Here is a 22,998-nt window from a genome sequence, read left to right as displayed (position 1 = left end):
TCAAATGGATATTAGAGCGACTGTCTGGGGACAAATCCTCTTTGTTTTGGCAGTAATAGTCATATTTTTCACAATAAGATTTGCCCGGAAAAAAGCGAACAACCTCCCTTTAGTAGGCTTTTATGCAATCCTGCTCAACTTCTTATTTCCACCGGGTGGCTGGATTTACTGCGGCTACTGGTACTTCAAGTAGCTCTAATTTACCTCGTTAGTCGAGGTAAGCTCCGAAGGCTCAGGCCCTTTAGCAAGAGTTCGTCACCGTCTGCAAAGAGCGAATAGCAGCCGTTGACCTAATACTTTTGTGAAATGACCTTTCCCCCTCTGACCTTCCCCCTCAACTAACACCATCTTATCGATGAAGTTTCAGTTTTATTGACAGGCCCATTATTAGAACCACTCTAACGTTGAGGAAATTAAACTTAATACTGCGGTTGCTTAAAACAGGTTTTTTTTGGACAACTCGGTTGACAACACCGCGATTAAAATCACCCTAATTATAAGTTCGGACTAGCTACTTGGCGACAAAATTGGACTTGAGTAGAATGTGGGAGTAAAAAGAGCTATTAGCTTCGATTGTAGCTAGTAATCTTATGCGGAGGGAACCGATGATGACTGATGTAAATACAGAAAATTTAATCACCAATAATATTAAGTTAGAAATAGACGTCACACCTACGTTTTCACTTGCTGCTCAGCAAAACGCTTACCCTATACTAAAGTCAATTCGCATAAGCTACCCAAAATGTGAGGAACAAGAGCAGAAGCCACTTCACTCACTTCGACTTCACTTGGCTGGAATAATGGGCTGGTTGGAGGAAGAGGCATGGCATATAGATCGATTGGAACCGGGGCAGTCGATTAATCTAAAGATAAAAGAGCTTCGTTTCCCCTTCGATAAGCTGTTCAGTATTACGGAAGAAATCACTCATGAGTTGAGGTTTAAGCTACTCAATGAAGAAGAGGAAGCTTTAACCGTTTATCAGACAACTCTAAGCGTATTACCTGCGAGTTACTGGGGCGGAGAAGAGCGGCAACCTACCTTACTTGCGGCCTTTGTAAAGCCAAATGGCGTTTACGTAGAATCGCTTGTTAGAAAGGTAGCTCTTACTCTTGAGAAAGCTGGTCATGGGCGAGCGGTAGACGGATATCAGTCAAACACACGTGAGAAGCCTTATTTGATGTTGGCCGCGCTCTGGAATGTAATTTTTCAGGAAAAGCTTGCTTATGTGAGCCCACCGAAAGGCTTTGCTAAAAGCGGGCAACGGGTGCGACTTGCGGCCGATATCAGCCACTCGAGAATGGCAGCGTGTCTGGACTCATCATTGCTCTTTGCGAGTTGTATTGAAGCAATGGGTCTCAACCCCGTAATTGCTATAACTAAAGAACATGCGTTTGCTGGCGCATGGCTGATTGATGAAAAATTACCGATTTTAACTAACGATGATCCTCAGGATGTTCGTAAACGAGTTGATAACAGGGATTTGGTTTTATTCGAAACGACGTTAGTAACTAATGATTCACCTGTTACTTTTGAGCAGTCTAGAGATCATGCCAGAACCTTGTTGGCTGAAGAATTAGAGTCAGAGTTTGTTATGGTTATTGATATCGCTCAGGCAAGAGCGCAATCAATAAAACCACTCTCCACGGTAGAAGAAAAGAAAATAGAAAAAACATCTGAGGAAGAAACAGCGGACCTCGATCTACCAGTGATTCCTCCATTGCCTCCGGTAAGAAAAGACGAGCAGGTAATCGAAGATACGCCTGAAACTCGAATAGATACATGGTCTCGTAAGCTACTGGATCTGACCAAAAAGAATCGTCTGCTTAACTTTAATGACAGAGCTGTTGCGATCAAGCTCTACTGCCCGGATATAGCGGCGATGGAAGACATGTTGGCAGACGGCACAAAATTCAAATTCCAATCTGCACAGGAAAGTCCTTATTTCGATCCGAGCCGTGACAGTGAAATGTTTCGGTTACAAACCGGATCGGACGTCCATCGAGAGTACGCCCTCAACCAGCTTAAAAGTAAAGTGCTTATCGCAAACCAGCCGACGAAAAAGCTGGAGAAGAACTCAGTAGAGTTGTTTCGAAAAGCAAAGAATGATCTTGAAGAGGGTGGCTCTAATACATTATTTCTTGCGCTCGGGTTTTTAAAGTGGAAAGAGAACCCGGACGATGCTAGAAGCTACAAAGCGCCATTGTTGCTAGTACCGGTAAAGTTAACAAGACGAAGCGCTAGGGCACCAGTTTATGTTGAGCAACTTCAAGAGGAAGAGCCTACCTTTAACCTTACTCTTATTGAGTTTCTTCAGTCAGAGCATGATATCAATCTGAGTGACCTTAAGGACGGACTCCCTGAGGACGACAGCGGTGTAGACGTTACTCACATCTGGCAAAGGGTTAGGGATGCCGTAAAAGAGCAAGCAGGCTTTGAGTTAGTTGAAGAGTTAGTGCTTGGGTCGTTTTCATTTGCAAAATATCTTATGTGGAAAGATCTAAGGGATCGCTTGGATGATTTGAAGGAAAACCCCTTCGTTAAACATTTGGTCGATAATCCGCGAGACCCGTATCCGCAAGAAAGCACGTTTATTGAACGAGACGAAATAGATCAAAAACTCGATCCGGCAACGGTTTATACACCGCTCAATTGCGACAGTTCACAGTTAGTGGCCGTAGATGCTTCCGCACGTTCTCAAGACTTTGTCCTAGAGGGACCTCCGGGCACCGGTAAGTCTGAAACAATAGCGAATATTATAGCGCATAATATAGGTCTCGGCCGGAAGGTTCTTTTTGTTGCGGAAAAAATGGCAGCACTCAATGTGGTTTATCGACGACTAGAAAAAGTTGGTTTAGATCACTTATGTCTGGAACTGCACAGTAATAAGGCAAACAAGAGAGCTGTACTCGATCAATTAAACAAAGCATGGCAAAAACGTAAGGGTCTTAATCCGAAAGAGTGGGAAACAAATGTTGCAGAGCTGAGAAAGAAGAAAGAACAGTTAAATAGTTATGTTCGAGCATTACATGCCAAGTCAAAATTTGGTTTGACGGCGAGAGATGCTATTTCTGCTATCGCTTTAAATCGAGAATCGTTGAAAGTGACAGTGAATTGGCAGTCAGATATTGATGCTGCGCCAATTTCGTCAGAAAAAGATTTAAACAACGCAAGGGAATTTATTGAACAACTGGCTTTAGCATTTTCCGATGTAAAAGAAGTAAATATACAAGCATTTGTTCTCGTAACAGCGACAGAATGGTCTAATGTCTGGCAGTCACGACTGCTGGGCGCAATTGATAGCTGGCAAAAAAGCCAAAAAGAAGTTGAAAAGCCATTATCAGTCCTGCTTCCATATTTTTCTTTGGATAAAACGTCAATAACTCTTGATAACCTCAAGCTACTTGAAGGTTTGCATGACCTTGCTGTTACTGCAGTTAAACATGATATCTCATATGCCATTGATAGTGGGGCAAAAGAACGTATCGAAGTTATCCGTGAAATAGCAAAGCTTAAAGTTAAGTTTGATGCTGCTTTAGATGAGATATCGCATGGCCTTACGAGTGAAAACGTCTCCAAAGTACCGGTGGAAAATTGGCGTAAGCTTGCTGAGGAGGCCAAAACCGGTTGGTTTAAGTCATTCCTCAGAAGAAGAAAAATTAACAGTGAGGCTCGGGCGCTTGGATTATCGAAGTTAGATAATTTGTCGATTATCGAAAAAATTGGTAAGTGCCAACAGTTACAGTTAGATATTGAAACTAAGTTGAAAGACATTGAAAGCTATTCGATCTGGCTTGGCTGGAATACACAACCTGAAAACCTCGAAAAAATCGCAGAGGTTGGTGAAAACGTCAGGGCTTGGATTTCGGCTCTTGTTAACCTTGCTGATGAGCCAACTGAAGTCCTGATTCCTCTGAAGAAATGGTTTGTGGAGGGTAGAGAGTTTTTAGAAGAGTCAAAAGTCTACGCAATATCTGAGGCCTATAAAAAGGCGCTGAGAAAGCTTTTAGATGATACATCTGAACTCCATGAAATGGGTTTAAACATAGCGTCAAATAGTGAGCTATCGTGGGTAGATCAGAGTTTAAGCCAGATACGTACTCACGCTTCAAAACTGAAAAGCTGGTGCGAATGGCAATCTGCCAAAAGCAAAGTAGCAACACTCAACCTGGAATCGTTTAGCCAAGCGTTGGAGGCTGGTAGTGTGAGCCATGAAGAGTTGGCCGAACAATTTAGAGTCGCTTTTTGTCAATGGCTTGCTCCGTTGCTGATTGATGCGAAAGACGAACTTCGGCAATTCAAAGCATCATCTCACGAACAGACGATTGAAGCTTTCATAGAAGTCGATGAGCGAGTGGCAAAAATTACGAGCGAATACATAGTTGCGCTGGTATCAGAATCGAAACCTGTTCAAGGCGAAAAGGATAATCCCAAACAATTTGGAGTTCTTTCAAAAGAACTACAGAAAAAGACGAGACACATTCCTATACGGTCGCTAATCGGTCAATTGGGTCATTCGTTATTAGATCTCTGCCCATGTCTTATGATGTCGCCACTATCGGTAGCACAGTTCCTACCATCCGATTTTAGAGGTTTCGACTTAGTTGTTTTTGACGAGGCCTCTCAGATGACAACTTGGGACTCCGTGGGAGCGATTGCACGCGGTAAAAACGTCATCATTGTTGGTGATCCAAAGCAAATGCCACCAACTAACTTCTTCTCGGCAGGCGGCAATTCAGATGATCCTGATGAAGAAGATCTTGAATCGATACTAGACCAAGCGCTTGCTGCCAGATTGCCACTGAAGCGTCTTATGGGACACTATCGGAGCCGCCACGAAACACTTATTGCATTCTCGAACAGTAAGTACTACGAAAATTCACTCGTTACTTACCCATCTTCAGAAACAAAAGAATCTGCGGTATCACTTCATCGTGTTGATGGTATTTATGCGAAAGGTGCAGGAAGGAATAACCCTATTGAAGCGAAAGCAGTAGTTGATGAAATTGTCAGACGACTACTTGATAAGAATGAGTCTAAAAAATCAATTGGTGTCGTGACACTCAATACTGATCAGCAGCGGACTATTGAAGATCTTTTAGATGACGCAAGGCGGCAGAATGCTGCAATCGAAAAGCACTTTCAGGACGGTATTGATAAAGAACCGGTATTTGTTAAGAACTTAGAATCGGTTCAGGGCGATGAGCGCGACGTCATTATGCTCAGCTTAGCTTACGGCCCAACGGAACCCGGCGCTAAAACAATGAGTATGAACTTCGGCCCCCTCAATAAGAGTGGCGGAGAACGTCGTCTGAATGTTGCTATAACTCGAGCAACAACTGAGATAGTTGTTTTCAGTAGCTTTGATTCGTCAATGATTGACTTAAGTCGAACGAATTCTGTAGCTGTAGAACACTTAAAACACTTCTTAGAATTCGCCGAAAAAGGGCCGATTGCGTTGGCTGAAATTGCGTCAGCTGATCACGGAGTAGATCAGTTCGACAGTGATTTTGAAGAAGCCGTTGCTCAAGAACTGCGAGCAAAAGGTTGGAAAATTCAAACGCAAGTTGGAGTGAGCAAATTTAGGGTTGACTTAGGGGTATTGCATCCAGATAAACCCGGAAAATTCATTGCTGGCGTTGAGTGCGATGGAGCGACATATCATGGGTCCCCAGCGGCGCGTGACAGAGATAGGGTAAGGCAAATAATTCTCGAAAGCCTTGGCTGGAATATCGTGCGACTATGGTCAACCGACTATTTCGTAGATCCGCAGTCTGCCATCGAGAAAGTTGATTCGAAGCTAAGAGAAATTCTCGAAACTGAAATGAAACAGGATTCTGTCATTGAGCTAGAACCAGAACCAGAGCCTGAGACAAGTACTTTGGCCAAGTGTGCCACGCTTAACTCTGAAGCTGAAAGCCACGACTCGGAGGAGTTCGGCGACGATGAACAGTCAGAAGAACAACGCCTGAATTCGTCAGACTATTTCAAACCTGAATACTCCGATACGTTGCGTCAGCTTGCGAAAGGAGTGCTGAGCGAGCGCCCTGGGATTACGCTACATTCTCTAGCTCTCGAATTAGCAAATTTGCATGGCTTAGCGAAAACCAGCAAGAAACAAATCGACTACCTTAGAACACTGGTAGAGCATTTTGCTGGAATAAAAGAGAATGATGGCTACTATCCGACCCTTTGGAGTTCACCGGAAGAAGTGACTTATCTAATTGAATGGCGTGGTCTCGATCCATTTGGATACGAGCGAAGCTGGAATGAACTGGCATATGAGGAAGCACTTGGATTAGCTAAGTTTGCTCAAGTAAAAGATCCAGCATCACCCGTGGACGTCATGTTTGATGAGCTGAATATCAAGAGACGGCACGAAACAACAATTGCTAAATTTAATGAGTGGCTAGAACAGGCTAACGAAATTAGCCAGTAACCGATAAGAAGGAGTCATTATAGACTCCTTTTTTATTTAAATATGGTCAAAAACAGAACCTTTACGTGTGTAATCCCCCCAGAAAATCGGAGGAGTTATTAGTAGAAAATTCCGCTAAACTAAAGCAAAGGAGTTTTTTATGCGTAAGTCACGATACACAGACAGTCACAACCGGCAGATTTATTTTCTTTGTCTGAAATATGGACATAATCAATATAAATGATAAAAAATAAAGCCATCCGCCCACAAAAATATAAAAGAAGCTTGAAAAAAGTAAGTCATCCCAAATAACAAGTAATCGGCTAAAGCTCTCTTTTTCATAAAAACCTGATAAAGGTGCGGGAAACTTGTAGGTCAAAATCAGGAGAAGATTACCGACTAAGTAACCCAGAACCATAAAACTCAATGAGCGAAACGGTTTCATTAATCACACCAGGTTTAATTCTTAATTATAATCAAAAGCATAAAGCAATGCCGACTGTGATGCGTGGCACTTACACGGAGAGTGCCACGCATCAATTAGTACTTATTGATTACTCAGCGCTACGCAGCAGCGCGTTGATACCGACTTTAGCGCGGGTTTTTGCGTCGACGCGTTTAACGATAATAGCTGCATACAAACTGTGTGACTTGTCGGCAGAGGGTAATGAGCCAGGCACTACGACAGCACCTGCAGGTACACGACCATAAAGTATCTTGTCGTTTTCGCGGTCATAAATACGCGTGCTTTGGCCGATGTAGACGCCCATTGATATTACCGCGCCTTCTTCAACGATCACGCCTTCGACGATTTCCGAGCGGGCACCGATAAAGCAGTTATCTTCGATAATGGTTGGGTTAGCCTGCAGTGGCTCCAATACACCACCGATGCCAACGCCGCCCGACAAATGCACGTTTTTACCGATTTGTGCGCATGAGCCAACCGTGGCCCAGGTATCTACCATAGAACCGTCGCCGACGTAGGCTCCGATATTCACGTAAGAGGGCATTACCACTACGTTACGGCCAATAAACGCACCTTTACGGACCATTGCGGGTGGCACTACGCGCATGCCTTCGGCACGAAAACGTGCGGCATCGTAATCGGCAAACTTAGCCGGTACCTTGTCCCAAAAACGCGTTTCGCCGCCTTCCATCAGGTAGTTATCGTTTAAACGAAACGACAATAACACCGCTTTTTTAAGCCACTGATGCACAACCCACTCACCTGAAAGCTTTTCTGCAACACGCAGTTCACCACGGTCGATTTTATCGATGATATAACGTACGGCTTCGCGCAAATCATCATCGTCTGACTGCGGCGTTATCTGGTCGCGGTTTTCGAAAGCATCAGTAATTTTTTGTTTATAATAGTCGATTGGCATTGTCGCTCCTAATAGTCTAATTCTTCGATAATCTGTTGTTTAAGTGCTTCTTTTTGTATCTCTGATAAGGCTTCGTTATCACTTGAAGACACAATAAATAAATCTTCAGCCTGTTCACCGATGGTGGTTATTTTTGCCGCCAGTACACTGACATCTAGGCGCTGTAAGATGGCCGCCAGTTTAGCGACTAACCCGGGTCGGTCAAGCGTGGTCAACTCAAAAGTCGTGCGGCGTTGATGTTTGCTGGATAAAAACTTAACCCGTGTTTTTACTTCAAAGTTTTTCATTCGCCGAGACAACGGGCGGTGTGTTTTTGGTATCGCTAAGCGATGATGCAACACGTCCAGCAGGTGTTGTTTTACCTCCTCGATGCGCGCTGCACTGGTCAGCGGCTTGCCGTCGCGCTGCAACAGCACAAAAGTATCCATAACAAAGCCATCGCGGGTTGCCAGAATTTGCGCATCAAGAATACTGAGTTGCTGCGCATCCAGCACGCCGGCGACCGAGGCAAATAAATTTTGTTGCTCTTGATGGTATATAAACAACTCGGTGGTTCCGTAATTGTTTTCATCGCCGATAAGAATTAACGGCAACTGCTCCGGTGCAAGGCTTAAAATATGCTGTGAATGCCAGCTGATTTGTTCAGGGGTATGGCGAAAAAAGTAATCAGCGGTAAAGCGCCCCCACAGCGCATTAATCGATTTTTCGTCAAAACCGGCACTGAGCAGCAGCGCCATGGCGTTAGCCTTATTCTGCTGGATCTTTTTACGCACATCCAGTGTCGGTGTACTGCTATTTTGAGACAGCAGGTAGTGGGTGGCATTGTAAAGCTCTTCCAGCAAGGTCGCTTTCCAGTTATTCCATAACGACTGATTGGTGGCCCGAATATCTGCAACCGTCAAACAATACAAAAAGTCCAACCGCTCTTTAGTTTGTACCTTGTTGGCAAACTCCTGTACTACCTCAGGATCATGGATATCTCGTTTTTGCGCTGTAACCGACATGGTTAAATGCTGCTCGACTAGCCAGGCAACCAGCTCTGCGTCGTCATCGCTGTAACCGTGCTGATGGCAAAAGTTGCGCGCATCCATTGCACCTAATTCGGAATGGTCACCACCGCGCCCCTTGGCAATATCATGAAAAACGCCGGCTAAGTAGAGGCAATAGCGGCGCTCCATAGCTGCCACTAACGATTCGCACAACGGGAATTTACCGGCAAAGTCGGGATCGCTAAAGCGGTATAAGTTGCGCACCAATCTATAGGTGTGTTCATCCACTGTGTAGGCATGAAACAAATCAAACTGCATTTGTCCGACAATTTGCTGCCATTGGGGTAAATAGCTCGCCATAACACTATGATGATGCATCAGCGAAAATGCGCGGCCGCAGCCCTGGGGATGTTCTATCAAACGGCAAAATAGCTGCCGACATTCGGCATCGTAACTTAACGGCTCGGTTAAATTGGCACGTGCATTACGAAGCAGTCGAATGGTGTGCGATTGAATACCCTTGATGTAAGGGTGCTGAGCGATCAGTAAAAAGGCTTTGATCAGGTTTTTGTTATCATTAAATACATCGTCATGGCGCGCGGTCAGCAGCTGTCCGGTAATGGCAAAGTCGTCATCAAGGTCGGACGAATCCAGCAAGTCCTGCGCGCCCAGAATCGCTTGCTGAAAAAACTGTAACAGCATTTGGTTAAGTTCACTGACCCGCAGAACCACTTTAAAATAGTCCTTCATCATCAGCTCAACCGACTGCTTGCCTTCGGTGCCATAACCCAGACGCACGGCGACGCCCGGTTGAAAATCAAATAGCAGCCGATCTTCGCGCTTGCCTACCTCCAGGTGCAGTGCAAAACGAATACGCCACAGCCAATTCATGCAGTCCCGTAACTCAACAAACTCGTCGGCTGTCATATACCCATACTCAACCAGACTCTCGTCGGAGTGGGTTTGAAAGTGACGTTTGGCAATCCAGCCGATCGTTTGAATGTCACGCAGGCCACCGGGGCTGGATTTTATATTGGGCTCAAGATTATAAGAGGTGCCGTGATACTGCTGATGTCGCTGTTCTTGCTCAGCCAGTTTTGCCTGATAAAAGTCACGACTGGACCAGGGAAAGTCACTGACCAACTGTTGCTGAAAGCGTTGGTAAATAGACTCGTCACCACACAAATAACGGGCTTCTATGAGGTTGGTGGCAATGGTGATGTCATTGGCTGCTTGCGCAAAGCAGTCATTGACGCTGCGCACCGCGTGGCCGATATCCAAATGCAGATCCCACAAAAACGTCAGAAACTCGGTCAGTTTACCTGCGGCTGTAGCCGACTGCGTGTCATCCAGAATCAATAAATCAATATCGGAACCGGGGTGCAACGTTTGTCGGCCGTACCCGCCTACCGCGATTAGCGCGACGGTTTCTTTATTCAGTTCAAACTGCTGCCATAAACGTTGCAATAACTGATCAAAAAAAGTCGAGCGGTGATGTACTAACTCATCGATGTCGGCGGTAATAAACTGTTGCTCGGCCCATTGCCGGTAACGCTCTAATAGTTGTTGGTAAGTATCCCGGTCCGGTGCCTCAGCCACTGCCGGCCACTGACTGTAAAAGTCTTCCTGAGCGAGTTGTTCTGAAGCAACCGGTTGTATCATGAGTTATCCTTTATGCTGTTTTAGCCGTGACTAATAACACGCGGTAATTCCTGTTCTTCTTCGGCACGCAGCGTTAATACTTCGACACCATCGTCTGTCACCAATAGGGTATGCTCCCATTGGGCACTCAGACTGCGGTCTTTAGTTAGTACAGTCCAGCCGTCCTTCATTAGCTTGGTATGGCGCTTACCGGCATTAACCATAGGTTCGATGGTAAAACACATGCCTGCTTTGAGTTCTTCGCCGGTACCTGCTTTACCGTAATGTACTATTTGCGGGTCTTCGTGAAAGACTGCGCCAATACCATGGCCACAATATTCTCGTACGATTGAATAGCCGTGGCTTTCGGCGTGCTGCTGGATAACTTCGGCAAAATCACCCAAGCGAATGCCGGGTTTGACCATTTTAATGGCTTTATAAAGTGACTCCTGGGTAACGCGATTTAAGCGTTCGGCTAAAATTGACGGTTTGCCCACCACAAACATCTTAGAGGTATCGCCATGGTAGCCGTCGAGCTTGACCGTTACGTCGATATTCATGATATCGCCATCTTTCAACTTTTTTGGCCCCGGAATGCCGTGACAAACACAATGGTTTACCGATGTACAAATGGACTTAGGAAAGCCGTGATAATTGAGCGGAGCAGGGTAGGCGCCGTGGTCGGTGATGTATTTGTGGCAAATATCATCCAACTCTTCTGTGGTAACGCCCGGTTTAACATAGTCGCCAATCATCTCTAACACGCTGGCAGCTAAACGCCCGGCGGCACGCATCTTCTCAATTTCTTCAGGGGTTTTAATCGATATATCCATTCGTACGGCTCTCTCTTTATCGAAATTGCAGTCGTTATAATAAAGCCATAGTTTACCAGCCGCGCGGTATTTTCGCTATCCTGTTTATGTTGTGTTCGTACGCTGCTTATGGTATAAATTGCGCGCCTTTTTTGAAGGCTGTCAAAAGACATTTATTAATTAACTTAAACCACACATATACCGGCACGTAATACGGGGTGCTCTGCAAGCCAACAGGTTTCAGGGTCGTGTTATGGGGTATATGGAGGCTTAACCCCTACAAAAGGAAAAGATTATGGCAAACGTGTCAATGCGTGACATGCTTAAAGCAGGTGTCCACTTCGGTCACCAAACCCGTTTCTGGAACCCAAAAATGAAGCCGTTCATTTTTGGCGCTCGCAACAAGATTCATATCATCAACTTAGAAAAAACTGTGCCTATGTTCAACGATGCGTTGAGCTACTTACAGCACGTTGCTTCTAACAAAGGTAAAATCCTGTTTGTTGGTACTAAGCGTGCCGCAGCTGAGCCAGTTAAAGAAGCGGCTCTTGCTTGTAACCAGTACTTTGTAAACCATCGCTGGTTAGGCGGTATGTTGACCAACTGGAAAACAGTTCGTCAATCAATCAAGCGCCTGAAAGACCTTGAAACGATGAGCCAGGACGGTACCTTCGAAAAGCTGACCAAGAAAGAAGCGCTGGTTAACACCCGCGAAATGGAAAAGTTAGAGAAGAGCCTTGGCGGTATCAAAAACATGGGCGGTTTGCCTGACGTATTGTTCGTTATCGACGCTGATCACGAGCACATTGCGGTTAAAGAAGCGAACAACCTGGGTATCCCAGTCGTTTCTGTTGTTGATACCAACTCTGATCCAGACAATATCGACTACATCATTCCAGGTAACGACGACGCAATTCGTGCGGTACAGTTATACTTGAACGCTGCTGCTTCTGCTGTAAAAGAAGCGGGTTCTGCGCAAGGTGACGTTAAAGACGCTGACGAATTTGTTGAAGCAACTGAAGAATAATCGAGGATAAAACCATGGCAATTACTGCAGCTCTGGTAAAAGAACTGCGCGAGCGCACTGGCGCTGGCATGATGGACTGCAAAAAAGCATTGCAGGAAGTCGACGGTGATATGGAAGCGGCGATTGAACTGATGCGTAAAAGCGGTCAGGCGAAAGCAGCTAAAAAAGCGGGCCGTACCGCAGCTGAAGGCGTTATCTTAGTAAAATCTGAAGGTAACCAGGCAACGTTGGTTGAGCTTAACTGCGAAACTGACTTCGTTGCACGTGACGACAGCTTCTTAGCTTTTGGTGACAAAGTCATCAACGCGGCATTTGCGAGCAAAGAAAACGACGTTGAAAAACTTCGTGAAACTGACATCGGTGGCCAAACCGTTGAAAAAACTCGTGAAGACTTAGTTGCTAAAATCGGTGAGAACATGGCAGTACGTCGTGTAACAACACTTGAAGATGGCGACTTGGTAGCAACTTATACTCACGGTGCTCGCATCGGTGTTGCAGTTGCATTGACCGGTGGTAGCGAAGATCTGGCTCGCGATATCTGCATGCACGTAGCAGCAAGCAGCCCGCAATTCGTTAAGCCTGAAGATGTTAACGCTGAAGTGGTTGAGAAAGAACGCGCAATCCAGGTTGATATCGCTATGCAAAGCGGTAAGCCAAAAGAGATTGCTGAGAAAATGGTTGAAGGCCGTATGCGTAAGTTTACTGGCGAAATCAGCCTGACTGGTCAGCCGTTCGTTAAAGATCCTTCAATGACCGTTGGTGAATTGTTGAAGAAAGAAGGCGCAGACGTAGTTACATTTGTGCGCTTCGAAGTGGGTGAAGGTATTGAGCGTAAAGAAGAAGATTTTGCTTCTGAAGTTCAAGCTCAAGTGGCGGCAGCGAGCAAAGGTTAATTCTTTGTGGCTGGGTCGCAACCCTAAGTGATGAACAAAACCGCGTCTTGATGGTTCAGGACGCGGTTTTTTTTAAGTAAATGTGAAACCATTAACAAACAGCTATAGCGAGGCGATGATGAGCACCCACCCGAAACCCAGTTATCGACGTATTTTGTTAAAACTCAGTGGCGAAGCGCTAATGGGCGATGAGCCGTTTGGTATTGATGCCAAAGTGCTGGATCGTATGGCACAAGAGATAAAAGAACTCGTTGAACTTGGTGTTCAGGTTGGCTTAGTCATTGGTGGCGGTAATTTATTCCGTGGTGAGGGACTGGCAAAGGCAGGTATGAACCGCGTTGTTGGTGACCACATGGGTATGCTGGCTACGGTAATGAACGGGCTGGCGATGCGTGACGCACTGCATCGAGCTTTTGTGAATGCACGCTTGATGTCGGCCATCGAATTGACGGGTGTTTGTGATAGTTATAACTGGGCAGAAGCCATTAGTTTATTAAAGTCAGGACGTGTGGTTATTTTTTCTGCTGGTACCGGTAATCCGTTCTTTACCACAGATTCAGCGGCCTGCTTACGCGGTATCGAGATCGAAGCGGAAGTGGTGTTAAAAGGCACCAAGGTTGATGGAGTATATTCGGCTGATCCGGTTAATAATCCGGATGCAAAACTCTATAGCCACATCAACTATGATGACGTCCTGCAACAACAGCTCAAAGTGATGGATTTAGCGGCATTTACGTTAGCACGTGACCATGGTTTACCGATTCGCGTGTTTAACATGAATAAACCCGGTGCACTACGGTCAGTGATTCTTGGTGAAGAAGAAGGTACACTGATCAGTAAAGACGCGGGTAACGATTAAAATTCGTAACAGAATTAAAGAAAGGATAGCAACGTGATAAATGAAATTATTAAAGACGCTGAAGAGCGCATGCAAAAAAGCGTTGATTCGCTGCGCGGACAAATGTCAAAAGTACGCACAGGGCGAGCCCATCCCAGCATTCTTGATAGTGTCATGGTGAATTATTATGGGGTTGATACGCCGCTTAAGCAGCTGGCCAATATCACTACAGAAGATTCTCGCACACTGGCACTGACGGTATTTGATAAGTCATCTACACAAGCGGTAGAAAAGGCGATTATGACTTCAGATCTGGGTTTGAACCCGGCATCTGCAGGCACAGTTATTCGTATTCCTCTGCCTCCGTTAACTGAAGAACGCCGTCGCGACTTAGTAAAAATTGTGCGTAACGAAGCCGAGCAGGGCCGTGTTGCCGTGCGTAATATTCGCCGCGATGCCAACAGCGACGTTAAAGAGTTATTAAAAGAAAAAGAAATAACCGAAGACGAAGAACGCGCTGCTGAGGAACAAATCCAAAAGATCACTGACAAATATGTTAAGCAGATCGACGAAGCGCTTAAGGCAAAAGAACAAGACCTCATGGAAGTGTAGGGAATAAGCGTATTCATTTGGTGTTAAACGCCGTGTAAGATATTCTCGCGCGGCGTTTTTATTATTTATGGCAGAAGCATGACAACACTCCCATCGCTACAGCAATTAGTACCAAAGCACGTAGCAATTATCATGGACGGTAATGGCCGGTGGGCGAAACAGCGTGGAAAATTACGTACGTTTGGCCACAAAGCCGGTGCTGAAGCCGTGCGGCGCGCTGTGGCGTTTGCTCGCCGCAATGGTATTCAGTCATTGACGCTATTTGCGTTTAGTAGCGAGAATTGGCAGCGGCCGGAAAAAGAAGTGTCGGTGTTGATGGACTTGTTTATGACAGTGCTTAAACGCGAAGTTAAAAAGCTGCACGAAAACAATATAAAGCTGACAATTATTGGCGACACAACACGGTTCTCTGAACGGTTGCAACGACAAATAAGGACGGCGGAAGAAAAAACTGCAGCGAATACCGCACTGACATTAAATATTGCAGCTAATTACGGCGGTCAATGGGATATTGCCAATGCAGCTAAAGCGCTGGCGCAGAAAGTTGAAGACAAACAGTTACGCAGCAGTGATATATCGACTGAACTATTTGCTCAACAGTTACAATTAGCAGAGCAACCGTCACCAGATTTGTTGATTCGGACAGGGGGCGAGTGCCGCATTAGTAATTTTATTTTGTGGCAGGCGGCATATGCCGAGTTGTATTTTACGCCTGTATTGTGGCCAGATTTTGATGATCAGACTTTTTCGCAGGCTATTGCCGAGTTTGCGAAACGCGAGCGGCGCTTTGGTTTAACAAGTGAACAGCTTGACAGTGTCATGCAAACCCTGGAAACCCGGGTAGAGGAATAATTTTTGTTAAAACAACGAATACTCACAGCATTGCTGTTAATACCTGTCGCATTATATGCGGTTTTTCTATTGCCACTTTGGGGCTTTTCACTATTTATTCAGGCGGTCATTATGCTGGGCGCCTGGGAATGGTCACCGTTGATGGGCGTTACCAAAAAGTCCGGCCGCATTGCTTACACCGTAGCTGTAGGGGTCATTATTGGTGGCCTGAGCTTGTTAGTTCCCTACCAACATTTATGGACCGATGGCAGTCTTGACCCCCTCATTTATTACACTATTTTGGTAGGCGGTATCTGGTGGGTTTGTGCTTTAGCCCTTATCGTGAATTATCCTTCCAGCCGGCGATTATGGTCGCGAACTCGTTCTATAGTCGGGCTATTTGGATTGCTCATTTTTGTTCCTACCTGGGCCGCTCTGGTCACTGTCAGATCAATCAATATTGACGTGCAGCCGTATTTTGGCGGTTGGGTGGTGCTATTTATCCTGTTATTGGTTTGGGCTGCAGATGTTGGCGCATACTTTGCGGGGGTGCGCTATGGTCGCAATAAAATGATGCCGGCAGTGAGTCCGGGTAAAACCATGGAAGGCTTGTGCGGTGGAATCAGTTTGGCCTTTGTGGTGATGATGGTAGTTTCGCACTGGACCAAAATACCAGCTGATCAGTTTACCGGATATTACCTAACCGGATTATTTACTGTTGTTGCTTCTGTATTTGGTGATTTAAACGAAAGTATGTTTAAGCGTGCGGCAGGGGTTAAGGATAGTGGTTCGATTTTGCCCGGCCACGGCGGAATTTTAGATCGCATAGATAGTCTTACAGCTGCAGTACCTATATTTACGCTTGCTTATCTGGAGTTTCTGCATTAACCCATGCGCAGTATAACGGTTTTAGGGGCCACGGGCTCGATAGGTCAAAATACGCTGGACGTGATTCGCCGTCATCGTGAGTCATTCTCTGTGTTCGCGTTAACGGCGATGAACCAATATCAACAACTGGCGCAGTTGTGTCACGAGTTTAAGCCGCAGTATGCGGTAATCGGTAATGCTGAGCATGCAAAAGCATTAAGTCAGTTGTTGGCAGGATCAGGCACCGAGGTGCTAGTTGGCTCTGAACAGTTGGCAGAGGTTAGCTCGGCCGCATCGGTTGATATCGTGATGGCAGCAATCGTGGGCGCCGCGGGATTAAAGCCAACGTTAGCGGCCATCGACAGTGGTAAAACCGTGTTGCTGGCGAACAAGGAAGCGTTGGTTGTCAGTGGCGAACTTTTTATTCAGCATGCAGCCCGCAGCGGGGCAACGATTTTACCCGTCGACAGCGAGCATAATGCAATATTCCAGTGCTTACCTGAGCCACAGCAACAGCAAGTAGGGAAAATGGATTTGGGTGCTGCCGGCATTGATCATATTTTGCTTACGGGTTCCGGCGGACCGTTTCGGGACACTCCTTTGGCAGAGCTGGCTGCGCAGTCACCGGAAGCCGCCTGTAATCACCCTAACTGGTCAATGGGACGAAAAATTTCGGTCGATTCGGCAACTATGCTGAATAAAGGTCTGGAATACATCGAAGCCCGCTGGTTGTTTAATTGCACTAAAGAACAGTTGCAAATAGTCATTCATCCGCAGAGTGTTATTCACTCGATGGTGCAGTACGTAGACGGTTCGGTCATCGCGCAGTTAGGTGAGCCGGATATGAGAACGCCCATCGCGCATACGCTCGGCTTTCCTGATCGCATTAAAAGTGGCGTTAAAGGTCTTAACTTTGCCGAACTGGGCGCGCTGACCTTTAAGCAGCCTGATAGCGAACGCTATCCTTGCCTGCAATTAGCGATAGACTGTTGCTGGCAAGGGCAAAGTGCCACCACGGTACTTAATGCCGCTAACGAAGTGGCAGTGGATGCTTTTTTAAACGGTCATATTGGTTTTACTCAGATTGCAGAAACTTGCGATTGGACATTACAACACCAAACGCTTGCTGTTTGCGACAGTATCGAGGCATTAATGGATTTAGACACACTGGCGCGAGAACTTACCAATCAACGTGTTAAGCAGGTGAGCCATGCTTGATTTTATTTGGTATGCCGCTGCTTTTGCCGTAACCCTTGGCATTTTGGTTGCCTTTCATGAGTTTGGGCACTTTTGGGTTGCCCGCCGTTGCGGTGTAAAAGTATTAACCTATTCAGTGGGCTTTGGTCGTGCTATTTGGTCGCGTACGGCAAAAGACGGAACACTATATCAAGTTGGCATCATCCCGCTTGGTGGTTATGTGCGCATGCTGGATGAGCGGGTCGACGAGGTAAAGCCGGAAGACAGGGCAGTGTCGTTTAACGCGCAGTCAGTTTATAAGCGTTTTGCGATTGTTGCTGCCGGTCCCATTGCCAATTTTATTTTGGCAGTAGCGGTACTGTGGCTAATGTTTGGTATTGGTGTGCCGACGGTAAAACCCGTTATTGGCGATGTCGCCGCCGGTTCCATTGCTGAGCAGGCTAACTTACAGCGCGGTCAGGAAATCGTGCGGGTGGGCAACGTCGAGGCTTATGACTGGCAACAGGTTCAGTTAGGCTTAATGTCGGCAATTGGTAATGAACGTGTCGATCTGGTGGTCAGCACAGCGGATGGCCAGCAACGCTTGAAGACACTTGATATCGCAGATTGGCAATTTGATCCGGAACAAGATTCGACCTTTGGCAGTTTAGGCATTTCTGTTTATCAACCGGCTGTTTATACCGAGTTGGCACAAGTGATGGAGCAATCACCTGCTGCTGAAGCTGGCTTGCAGGCAGGCGATACCATCATCCGCGCCGACGGCATAGCCATTGATAGTTGGCAGCAATTAACGGATATTATCGCCTCATCGCCCGGAAAGGTATTGAACTTACTGATACTGCGCAATAGCGAAGAACAACAAATTTCTGTGACGGTCGGGGAACGTGAACAGGGTTCCGATGTCATAGGTTACCTTGGCATCGTGCCGACGACAGAGCCATTGCCTGAGGATTATGTATTTAATCATCAATATGGTATTGTCGGCGGCTTAATAAAAGGCGCTGAACAGACCTGGAGTCTGATGGTTGTTAGCGTCCAGATGATAGGAAAATTATTAACCGGCGATGTATCGGTTAAAAACTTAGCAGGACCGCTAAGTATCGCGGAAGGAGCTGGCGTGAGTGCCGGTAATGGCTTTGTCTATTTTCTTAGCTTCCTGGCGCTCTTAAGTGTTAATTTAGGTATCATCAACTTGTTGCCCCTGCCGGTTTTAGACGGCGGTCATTTGGCCTTTTTTGTGGTCGAATGGGCACGAGGAAAGCCCATTTCGGAAAAAGTGCAGGATATTTGCTATCGGATTGGCGCCGCACTTGTTTTTGCCTTAATGGTGCTGGCGATAAGCAATGATATCGTTCGATACGCGTTCTGATTTAGAATCAACAATAAGTAGCTATTTATAATGACGTTTAAAAAGCTGTTAGTGAGTGCCTTAGTAGCAGCGGCGGTATCGCCGGTGCATGCACAAGAAGAATTTGTCGTTGAAGATATAGAAGTCAAAGGGTTACAACGGGTAGCGCTTGGTGCTGCGTTGACTTACATTCCAGTGCGTGTTGGTGATGATGTCAGCGAGATGCAGATCCGCAGTGCCATCAAATCACTGTACTCATCTACCCACTTTGATTACATCGAAGTTAAACGCGACGGTAATACCTTAGTATTTCAGGTCAGCGAACGCCCGACCATTGCTGAGATAACTTTTGACGGCAACAAAGACATTAAAGACGAGCAGCTTGAACAAAGTTTGCAAGACAACAACATTGTTGTCGGCGAGCCGCTTGATCGTACTACCATCTCAGGCATCGAAAAGGGCCTGGAAGACTTCTTCCATAGCGTCGGCAAATACAACGCTCAGGTCACTATAGAAGTGGTCGAGCTGCCTCGTAACCGGGTCGAACTGTTGATGAACTTCGATGAAGGCGATGCGGCTGAGATTGCGCAAATCAATATTGTCGGTAATAACGCGTTTCCCGACGAGATGCTACTCGATGCCTTTGAATTAAAGGACGATCTGCCCTGGTGGAACGTTATTGGCGAGAAGCGCTATCAGAAAGAACAGCTTAGTGGCGACCTGGAGACACTTGAGTCATTTTATCGTGACCGCGGTTACTTGCAGTTTAGCGTGCAGTCAGTGCAGGTCTCGATGACTCCCGACCGGGAAGGCATTTACATTACCATGAACGTCGATGAAGGCGAAAAATACCGTGTTAGCGGTACCGACGTGATGGGTGATCTAAAAGGCCATGACGAACTGGTTGAACGCATTGCCACCATCGAGGAAGGCACGCTGTATAATGCCGCTCAGGTTACCTATATCGAGGATATGATCTCGCGTTTTTATGGCCGCTTTGGTTATGCGTACCCGGAGGTACGTGCGATACCTGAGCGTAACGATGCCGATAAGACTGTTAAGTTAACCTTCTCGATAGAACCGGGTAACCGCGTTTATGTTCGCCGTATAAATTTTGAAGGTAACAGCCTGACCCAGGATCGTGTTTTACGCCGCGAGATGCGTCAGCTCGAAGGCGCATGGCTATCTGATGACAAGGTTGAACAGGGCAAAATCCGCCTGGAGCGACTGGGCTTTTTTGAGACCGTCGACAGCTCTACACAAAAAGTAGACGGCCGCGACGATCAGGTCGACATTACTTATAAAGTTAAAGAGCAACCATCGGGCTCTTTTAATGCTGGTATTGGCTATGGTGACTACTCTGGCTTACAACTTAATGCCGGTATTCAGCAAAATAACTTTTTAGGGACGGGTAACCGTGCCGGAATTAACGTCTCGACTAGCCGTTTTAATAAGAACTTTAGTGTTTCTTATGCCGACCCGTACTTTACCATCAATGGCGTTAGCCTCTCCGGCCAGCTTTATATGAGTGAGTTTGATGCGGGTCAGGCGGAAAACTTGATTCGTTATAACCAGAAAACCTATGGTGTTTCATCCAATATCGGCTTCCCGGTTGACGAAATCAACAGCTTTAACTTCGGTGTTGGCTACAAGCAGCAGGAAGTAAGTAATGTTGATGGCTATGAGCAGATCCGTAAGTTTTACTCGGCATTTCTTGATCGCGAGAACCCTGACGAAGGTGTAGCTTTCGATATCTATGAATTTAATGCCGGCTGGCAGCGTATAACGCTTAACCGCGGTACGTTCCCGACATCGGGTTCATCGCAGCGTGCTTCAGTTGAAGTGTCGGCGCCTTTCAGTGATATTCAGTACTTTAAAGCTAATTACGACTTTAAATATTATCTGCCATTATCTGATGACCAGCAGTGGTCACTGCTTACACGTTTTAATATCGCTTATGGTAATGGTTATGGCGAAGACGACGTCGGTAATGAGTTCCTGTTACCGTTCTGGGAATCTTTCCGTGTCGGCGGACAGGGCGATTTACGTGGTTTTGAACCTAACACCGTTGGTCCTAGAGCTATTTATAGTTTCGCTGACCAGGTATCGGGACCGCCGGACTGGACCGGATTGCCAGGGGGCTACCCTGAAGGTGTTGGTGCCGAAAGCGTGCAGGTTAGCCGTTACGCCGTGGGTGGCAATGCTAAGGTCGTGGGTGGTATCGAGTTAATTGTACCAACACCATTTATCGACGAGGGGATGCGAAACAGCGTTCGCACCAGCGTATTTGTTGATGTGGGAACAGTGTGGGATACTGAATTTGATTATGACCAATATAAAGATCTGGAGTTAATTGGTAACAGCCAAGAGCTATCAGACTACAGCGATCCGGGTGACTTCCGTGTTTCGGCTGGTGTGTCAGTGCAGTGGATCTCGCCGATGGGACCATTGACCTTCTCGTTGGGTCGCGCATTGAAAGAAGTTGAAGGCGATGAAACACAGGTATTCTCGTTCAATATTGGTACTACATTCTGATAAACTATAATTAATCGTGAACAGCGAACAACATTATTTGAGGAGTTAACTTTGAAAACATTAATCAAAACAACCGCTGTGGCCGTTGCTCTATCAACCGCATTATTTGCTGGTGCTGCAGAAGCGCAACAGAAAATTGGCGTAGTCGATATGATGTCAATTTTCCAACAACTGCCTCAGCGTGAGCAAATCTCACAAGATCTGCAGGCCGAGTTTGAAGATCGTTTTGAAGAAATGCGTCAGCTGGAACAGAAAGTTCAGGAGCTTCGCCAGAAGCAAGAGCGTGATGCAGCGATTATGTCTAACCAAGAGAAAACTCAACTAAACCGTGAGTTAGAGCAGTTGATCTCAGAAGCACAACTTAAGCAAAAAGCACTGCAGGAAGACACTCGTCGCCGCCAGCAGGAAGAACGCAATGAGTTGTTGGGTCAGGTACAGCAAGCGATTAATGCTGTTGCTCAGGACGAAGGTTATGACTTAGTACTGGAAAGCAACGCAGTTGCCTTCATGAAAGCAGATAACGATCTGTCTGACGAGGTAGTTACACAGATGTCATCAGGTAATTAATGGATGGCTGAGTATACCCTGCAGCAGTTAGCAGATCATGTTGGTGGTAAGGTTCGCGGCGACGCGAACCTTACTATTACCGGGGTGGGTACGTTGCAGTCAGCACACGCTCATCAAGTGGCCTTTTTGGCAAACAGTCGTTATAAAAACCAACTCGCAGAGTCTGAAGCGGGCGCTATTTTGTTGTCTCCTAAAGACGATGAAGGGAGTGGTATCAGCCATGCAATCGTGGTCGATAATCCATACGCGGCGTTTGCCAAAGTGGCACAACTACTAGATACAACCCCGGCCCCGGCCGAGGGTATTGCCGCTTCTGCGAAGGTTAGCGAGCGTGCAATAATTGGTGACAACGTCTCATTAGGCGAGTATGTAGTGATTGAGGCGGGCGCAACTATTGGCGCTAACGTCAGTATCGGCGCGCATACTCACATTGGTGCCGATGTCGTTATTGGCGACAATACCAAAGTCTGGTCGGGTGTACACATTTATCATCAGTGCCAAATTGGTGCCGATTGTAATATTCACTCAGGTGCCATCATCGGCGCTGATGGGTTTGGTTGGGCACCAGAAAACGGTAAGTGGCTTAAGATTCCGCAGATTGGCCGGGTTATTATCGGCGATCGGGTCGAAATTGGCGCATCAACGACGGTTGATCGAGGTGCGTTGGACGACACCATTATCAGCAACGGTTGTATTATCGATAATCAGTGCCAAATTGCACATAACGTGTTTATCGATGAAGACACTGCCATAGCCGGATGCACCGTGTTAGCCGGTAGTTGCCGGATTGGTAAGCGCTGTATGATCGGTGGAGCTTCGGCGATTAACGGCCATATTAGTGTTTGTGACGACGTGCAGATCATGGGCTTTGCAATGGTGATAAAAGCCATTACGGAACCCGGTGTTTACGCCTCAGGTATCCCTGCAGCCGGCCATCGTGAATGGCGCCGCAACGGTGCGCGTTTCCGTCAGTTAGATGATCTGTTTAAACGCGTCAAAACGCTGGAACAGCAACAAAATGACAACGAATAACCAGGAGA

14 protein-coding genes and 1 pseudogene are annotated in these 22,998 nt (G+C 46.4%); 12 read left to right on the top strand and 3 right to left on the bottom strand.

Features of this window, described 5'->3' with window-relative positions; translation table 11 throughout:
* Positions 1-605: 605 nt before the first annotated feature.
* Complete coding sequence (locus KZ771_RS05940) at positions 606-6,437, top strand: DUF4011 domain-containing protein (RefSeq protein WP_290654653.1); 5,832 nt, start codon at positions 606-608, stop codon at positions 6,435-6,437.
* A 533-nt stretch (positions 6,438-6,970) separates the two neighbouring features.
* Here the strand turns inward: KZ771_RS05940 and dapD are convergent.
* The 3 genes and pseudogenes from dapD to map form a co-directional block, all read right to left on the bottom strand.
* The gene (gene dapD, locus KZ771_RS05935) at positions 6,971-7,795 is read right to left on the bottom strand and encodes a 2,3,4,5-tetrahydropyridine-2,6-dicarboxylate N-succinyltransferase (protein WP_243734425.1); all 825 of its coding nucleotides are present in this window, start codon (positions 7,793-7,795) and stop codon (positions 6,971-6,973) included.
* A 14-nt stretch (positions 7,796-7,809) separates the two neighbouring features.
* Complete coding sequence (gene glnD, locus KZ771_RS05930) at positions 7,810-10,452, bottom strand: [protein-PII] uridylyltransferase (RefSeq protein ID WP_290654652.1); 2,643 nt, start codon at positions 10,450-10,452, stop codon at positions 7,810-7,812.
* A gap of 20 nt (positions 10,453-10,472) precedes the next feature.
* A pseudogene (gene map / locus KZ771_RS05925) lies at positions 10,473-11,273 on the bottom strand (type I methionyl aminopeptidase); the annotation flags it as partial.
* A 265-nt stretch (positions 11,274-11,538) separates the two neighbouring features.
* On the opposite strand from map, the gene rpsB reads away from it, so the two are divergent.
* The 11 genes from rpsB (at position 11,539) to lpxD (ending at position 22,990) form a co-directional block, all read left to right on the top strand.
* Positions 11,539-12,270, top strand: a complete 732-nt coding sequence (rpsB, locus tag KZ771_RS05920) for a 30S ribosomal protein S2 (RefSeq protein WP_133538152.1) — start codon at positions 11,539-11,541, stop codon at positions 12,268-12,270.
* Positions 12,271-12,284: 14 nt separating this feature from the next.
* Positions 12,285-13,163, top strand: coding sequence for a translation elongation factor Ts (gene tsf, locus KZ771_RS05915; protein WP_133538153.1), 879 nt, complete (start codon positions 12,285-12,287; stop codon positions 13,161-13,163).
* Positions 13,164-13,281: 118 nt separating this feature from the next.
* Positions 13,282-14,022 (top strand): UMP kinase, encoded by a 741-nt coding sequence (gene pyrH / locus KZ771_RS05910; protein WP_133538551.1) that lies wholly within the window; start codon positions 13,282-13,284, stop codon positions 14,020-14,022.
* A gap of 33 nt (positions 14,023-14,055) precedes the next feature.
* On the top strand, positions 14,056-14,613 hold the full coding sequence (gene frr / locus KZ771_RS05905; RefSeq protein ID WP_133538154.1) for a ribosome recycling factor: 558 nt from the start codon (positions 14,056-14,058) through the stop codon (positions 14,611-14,613).
* A 78-nt stretch (positions 14,614-14,691) separates the two neighbouring features.
* The gene (uppS, locus tag KZ771_RS05900) at positions 14,692-15,465 is read left to right on the top strand and encodes a polyprenyl diphosphate synthase (protein WP_290654651.1); all 774 of its coding nucleotides are present in this window, start codon (positions 14,692-14,694) and stop codon (positions 15,463-15,465) included.
* Positions 15,466-15,468: 3 nt separating this feature from the next.
* Positions 15,469-16,332: a phosphatidate cytidylyltransferase gene (locus KZ771_RS05895; protein WP_133538156.1), complete on the top strand. Its 864-nt coding sequence runs from the start codon at positions 15,469-15,471 to the stop codon at positions 16,330-16,332.
* Between the two features lie 3 nt (positions 16,333-16,335).
* Positions 16,336-17,529 (top strand): 1-deoxy-D-xylulose-5-phosphate reductoisomerase, encoded by a 1,194-nt coding sequence (gene ispC / locus KZ771_RS05890; RefSeq protein WP_290654650.1) that lies wholly within the window; start codon positions 16,336-16,338, stop codon positions 17,527-17,529.
* On the top strand, positions 17,522-18,877 hold the full coding sequence (gene rseP, locus KZ771_RS05885; protein WP_290654649.1) for a sigma E protease regulator RseP: 1,356 nt from the start codon (positions 17,522-17,524) through the stop codon (positions 18,875-18,877). The genes ispC and rseP overlap by 8 nt, the downstream gene beginning before the upstream one ends.
* A gap of 30 nt (positions 18,878-18,907) precedes the next feature.
* Positions 18,908-21,391: an outer membrane protein assembly factor BamA gene (gene bamA, locus KZ771_RS05880; RefSeq protein WP_290569850.1), complete on the top strand. Its 2,484-nt coding sequence runs from the start codon at positions 18,908-18,910 to the stop codon at positions 21,389-21,391.
* 51 nt (positions 21,392-21,442) lie between these two features.
* Positions 21,443-21,958 carry an OmpH family outer membrane protein gene (locus KZ771_RS05875; protein ID WP_290569851.1) on the top strand — a complete coding sequence of 172 codons (516 nt, stop codon included), beginning with the start codon at positions 21,443-21,445 and terminating at the stop codon, positions 21,956-21,958.
* Positions 21,959-21,961: 3 nt separating this feature from the next.
* Positions 21,962-22,990 (top strand): UDP-3-O-(3-hydroxymyristoyl)glucosamine N-acyltransferase, encoded by a 1,029-nt coding sequence (gene lpxD, locus KZ771_RS05870; RefSeq protein WP_290569852.1) that lies wholly within the window; start codon positions 21,962-21,964, stop codon positions 22,988-22,990.
* Positions 22,991-22,998: the final 8 nt, after the last annotated feature.

It is taken from the genome of Idiomarina sp. (assembly GCF_019431395.1).
Taxonomy (GTDB): Bacteria; Pseudomonadota; Gammaproteobacteria; order Enterobacterales; family Alteromonadaceae; genus Idiomarina.
The sequence above is the reverse complement of the archived record's forward strand: the minus strand, read 5'-3'. Positions and strand labels throughout refer to the sequence as shown.

Excerpts from the sequence above, each read along its gene's own strand:
- KZ771_RS05940 (WP_290654653.1), top strand. The coding sequence starts at position 606 with ATGATGACTGATGTAAATACAGAAAATTTAATCACCAATAATATTAAG.
- rpsB (WP_133538152.1), top strand. The coding sequence starts at position 11,539 with ATGGCAAACGTGTCAATGCGTGACATGCTTAAAGCAGGTGTCCACTTC.
- ispC (WP_290654650.1), top strand. The coding sequence starts at position 16,336 with ATGCGCAGTATAACGGTTTTAGGGGCCACGGGCTCGATAGGTCAAAAT.
- glnD (WP_290654652.1), bottom strand. The coding sequence starts at position 10,452 with ATGATACAACCGGTTGCTTCAGAACAACTCGCTCAGGAAGACTTTTAC.
- lpxD (WP_290569852.1), top strand. The coding sequence starts at position 21,962 with ATGGCTGAGTATACCCTGCAGCAGTTAGCAGATCATGTTGGTGGTAAG.
- pyrH (WP_133538551.1), top strand. The coding sequence starts at position 13,282 with ATGAGCACCCACCCGAAACCCAGTTATCGACGTATTTTGTTAAAACTC.
- tsf (WP_133538153.1), top strand. The coding sequence starts at position 12,285 with ATGGCAATTACTGCAGCTCTGGTAAAAGAACTGCGCGAGCGCACTGGC.
- bamA (WP_290569850.1), top strand. The coding sequence starts at position 18,908 with ATGACGTTTAAAAAGCTGTTAGTGAGTGCCTTAGTAGCAGCGGCGGTA.
- rseP (WP_290654649.1), top strand. The coding sequence starts at position 17,522 with ATGCTTGATTTTATTTGGTATGCCGCTGCTTTTGCCGTAACCCTTGGC.
- uppS (WP_290654651.1), top strand. The coding sequence starts at position 14,692 with ATGACAACACTCCCATCGCTACAGCAATTAGTACCAAAGCACGTAGCA.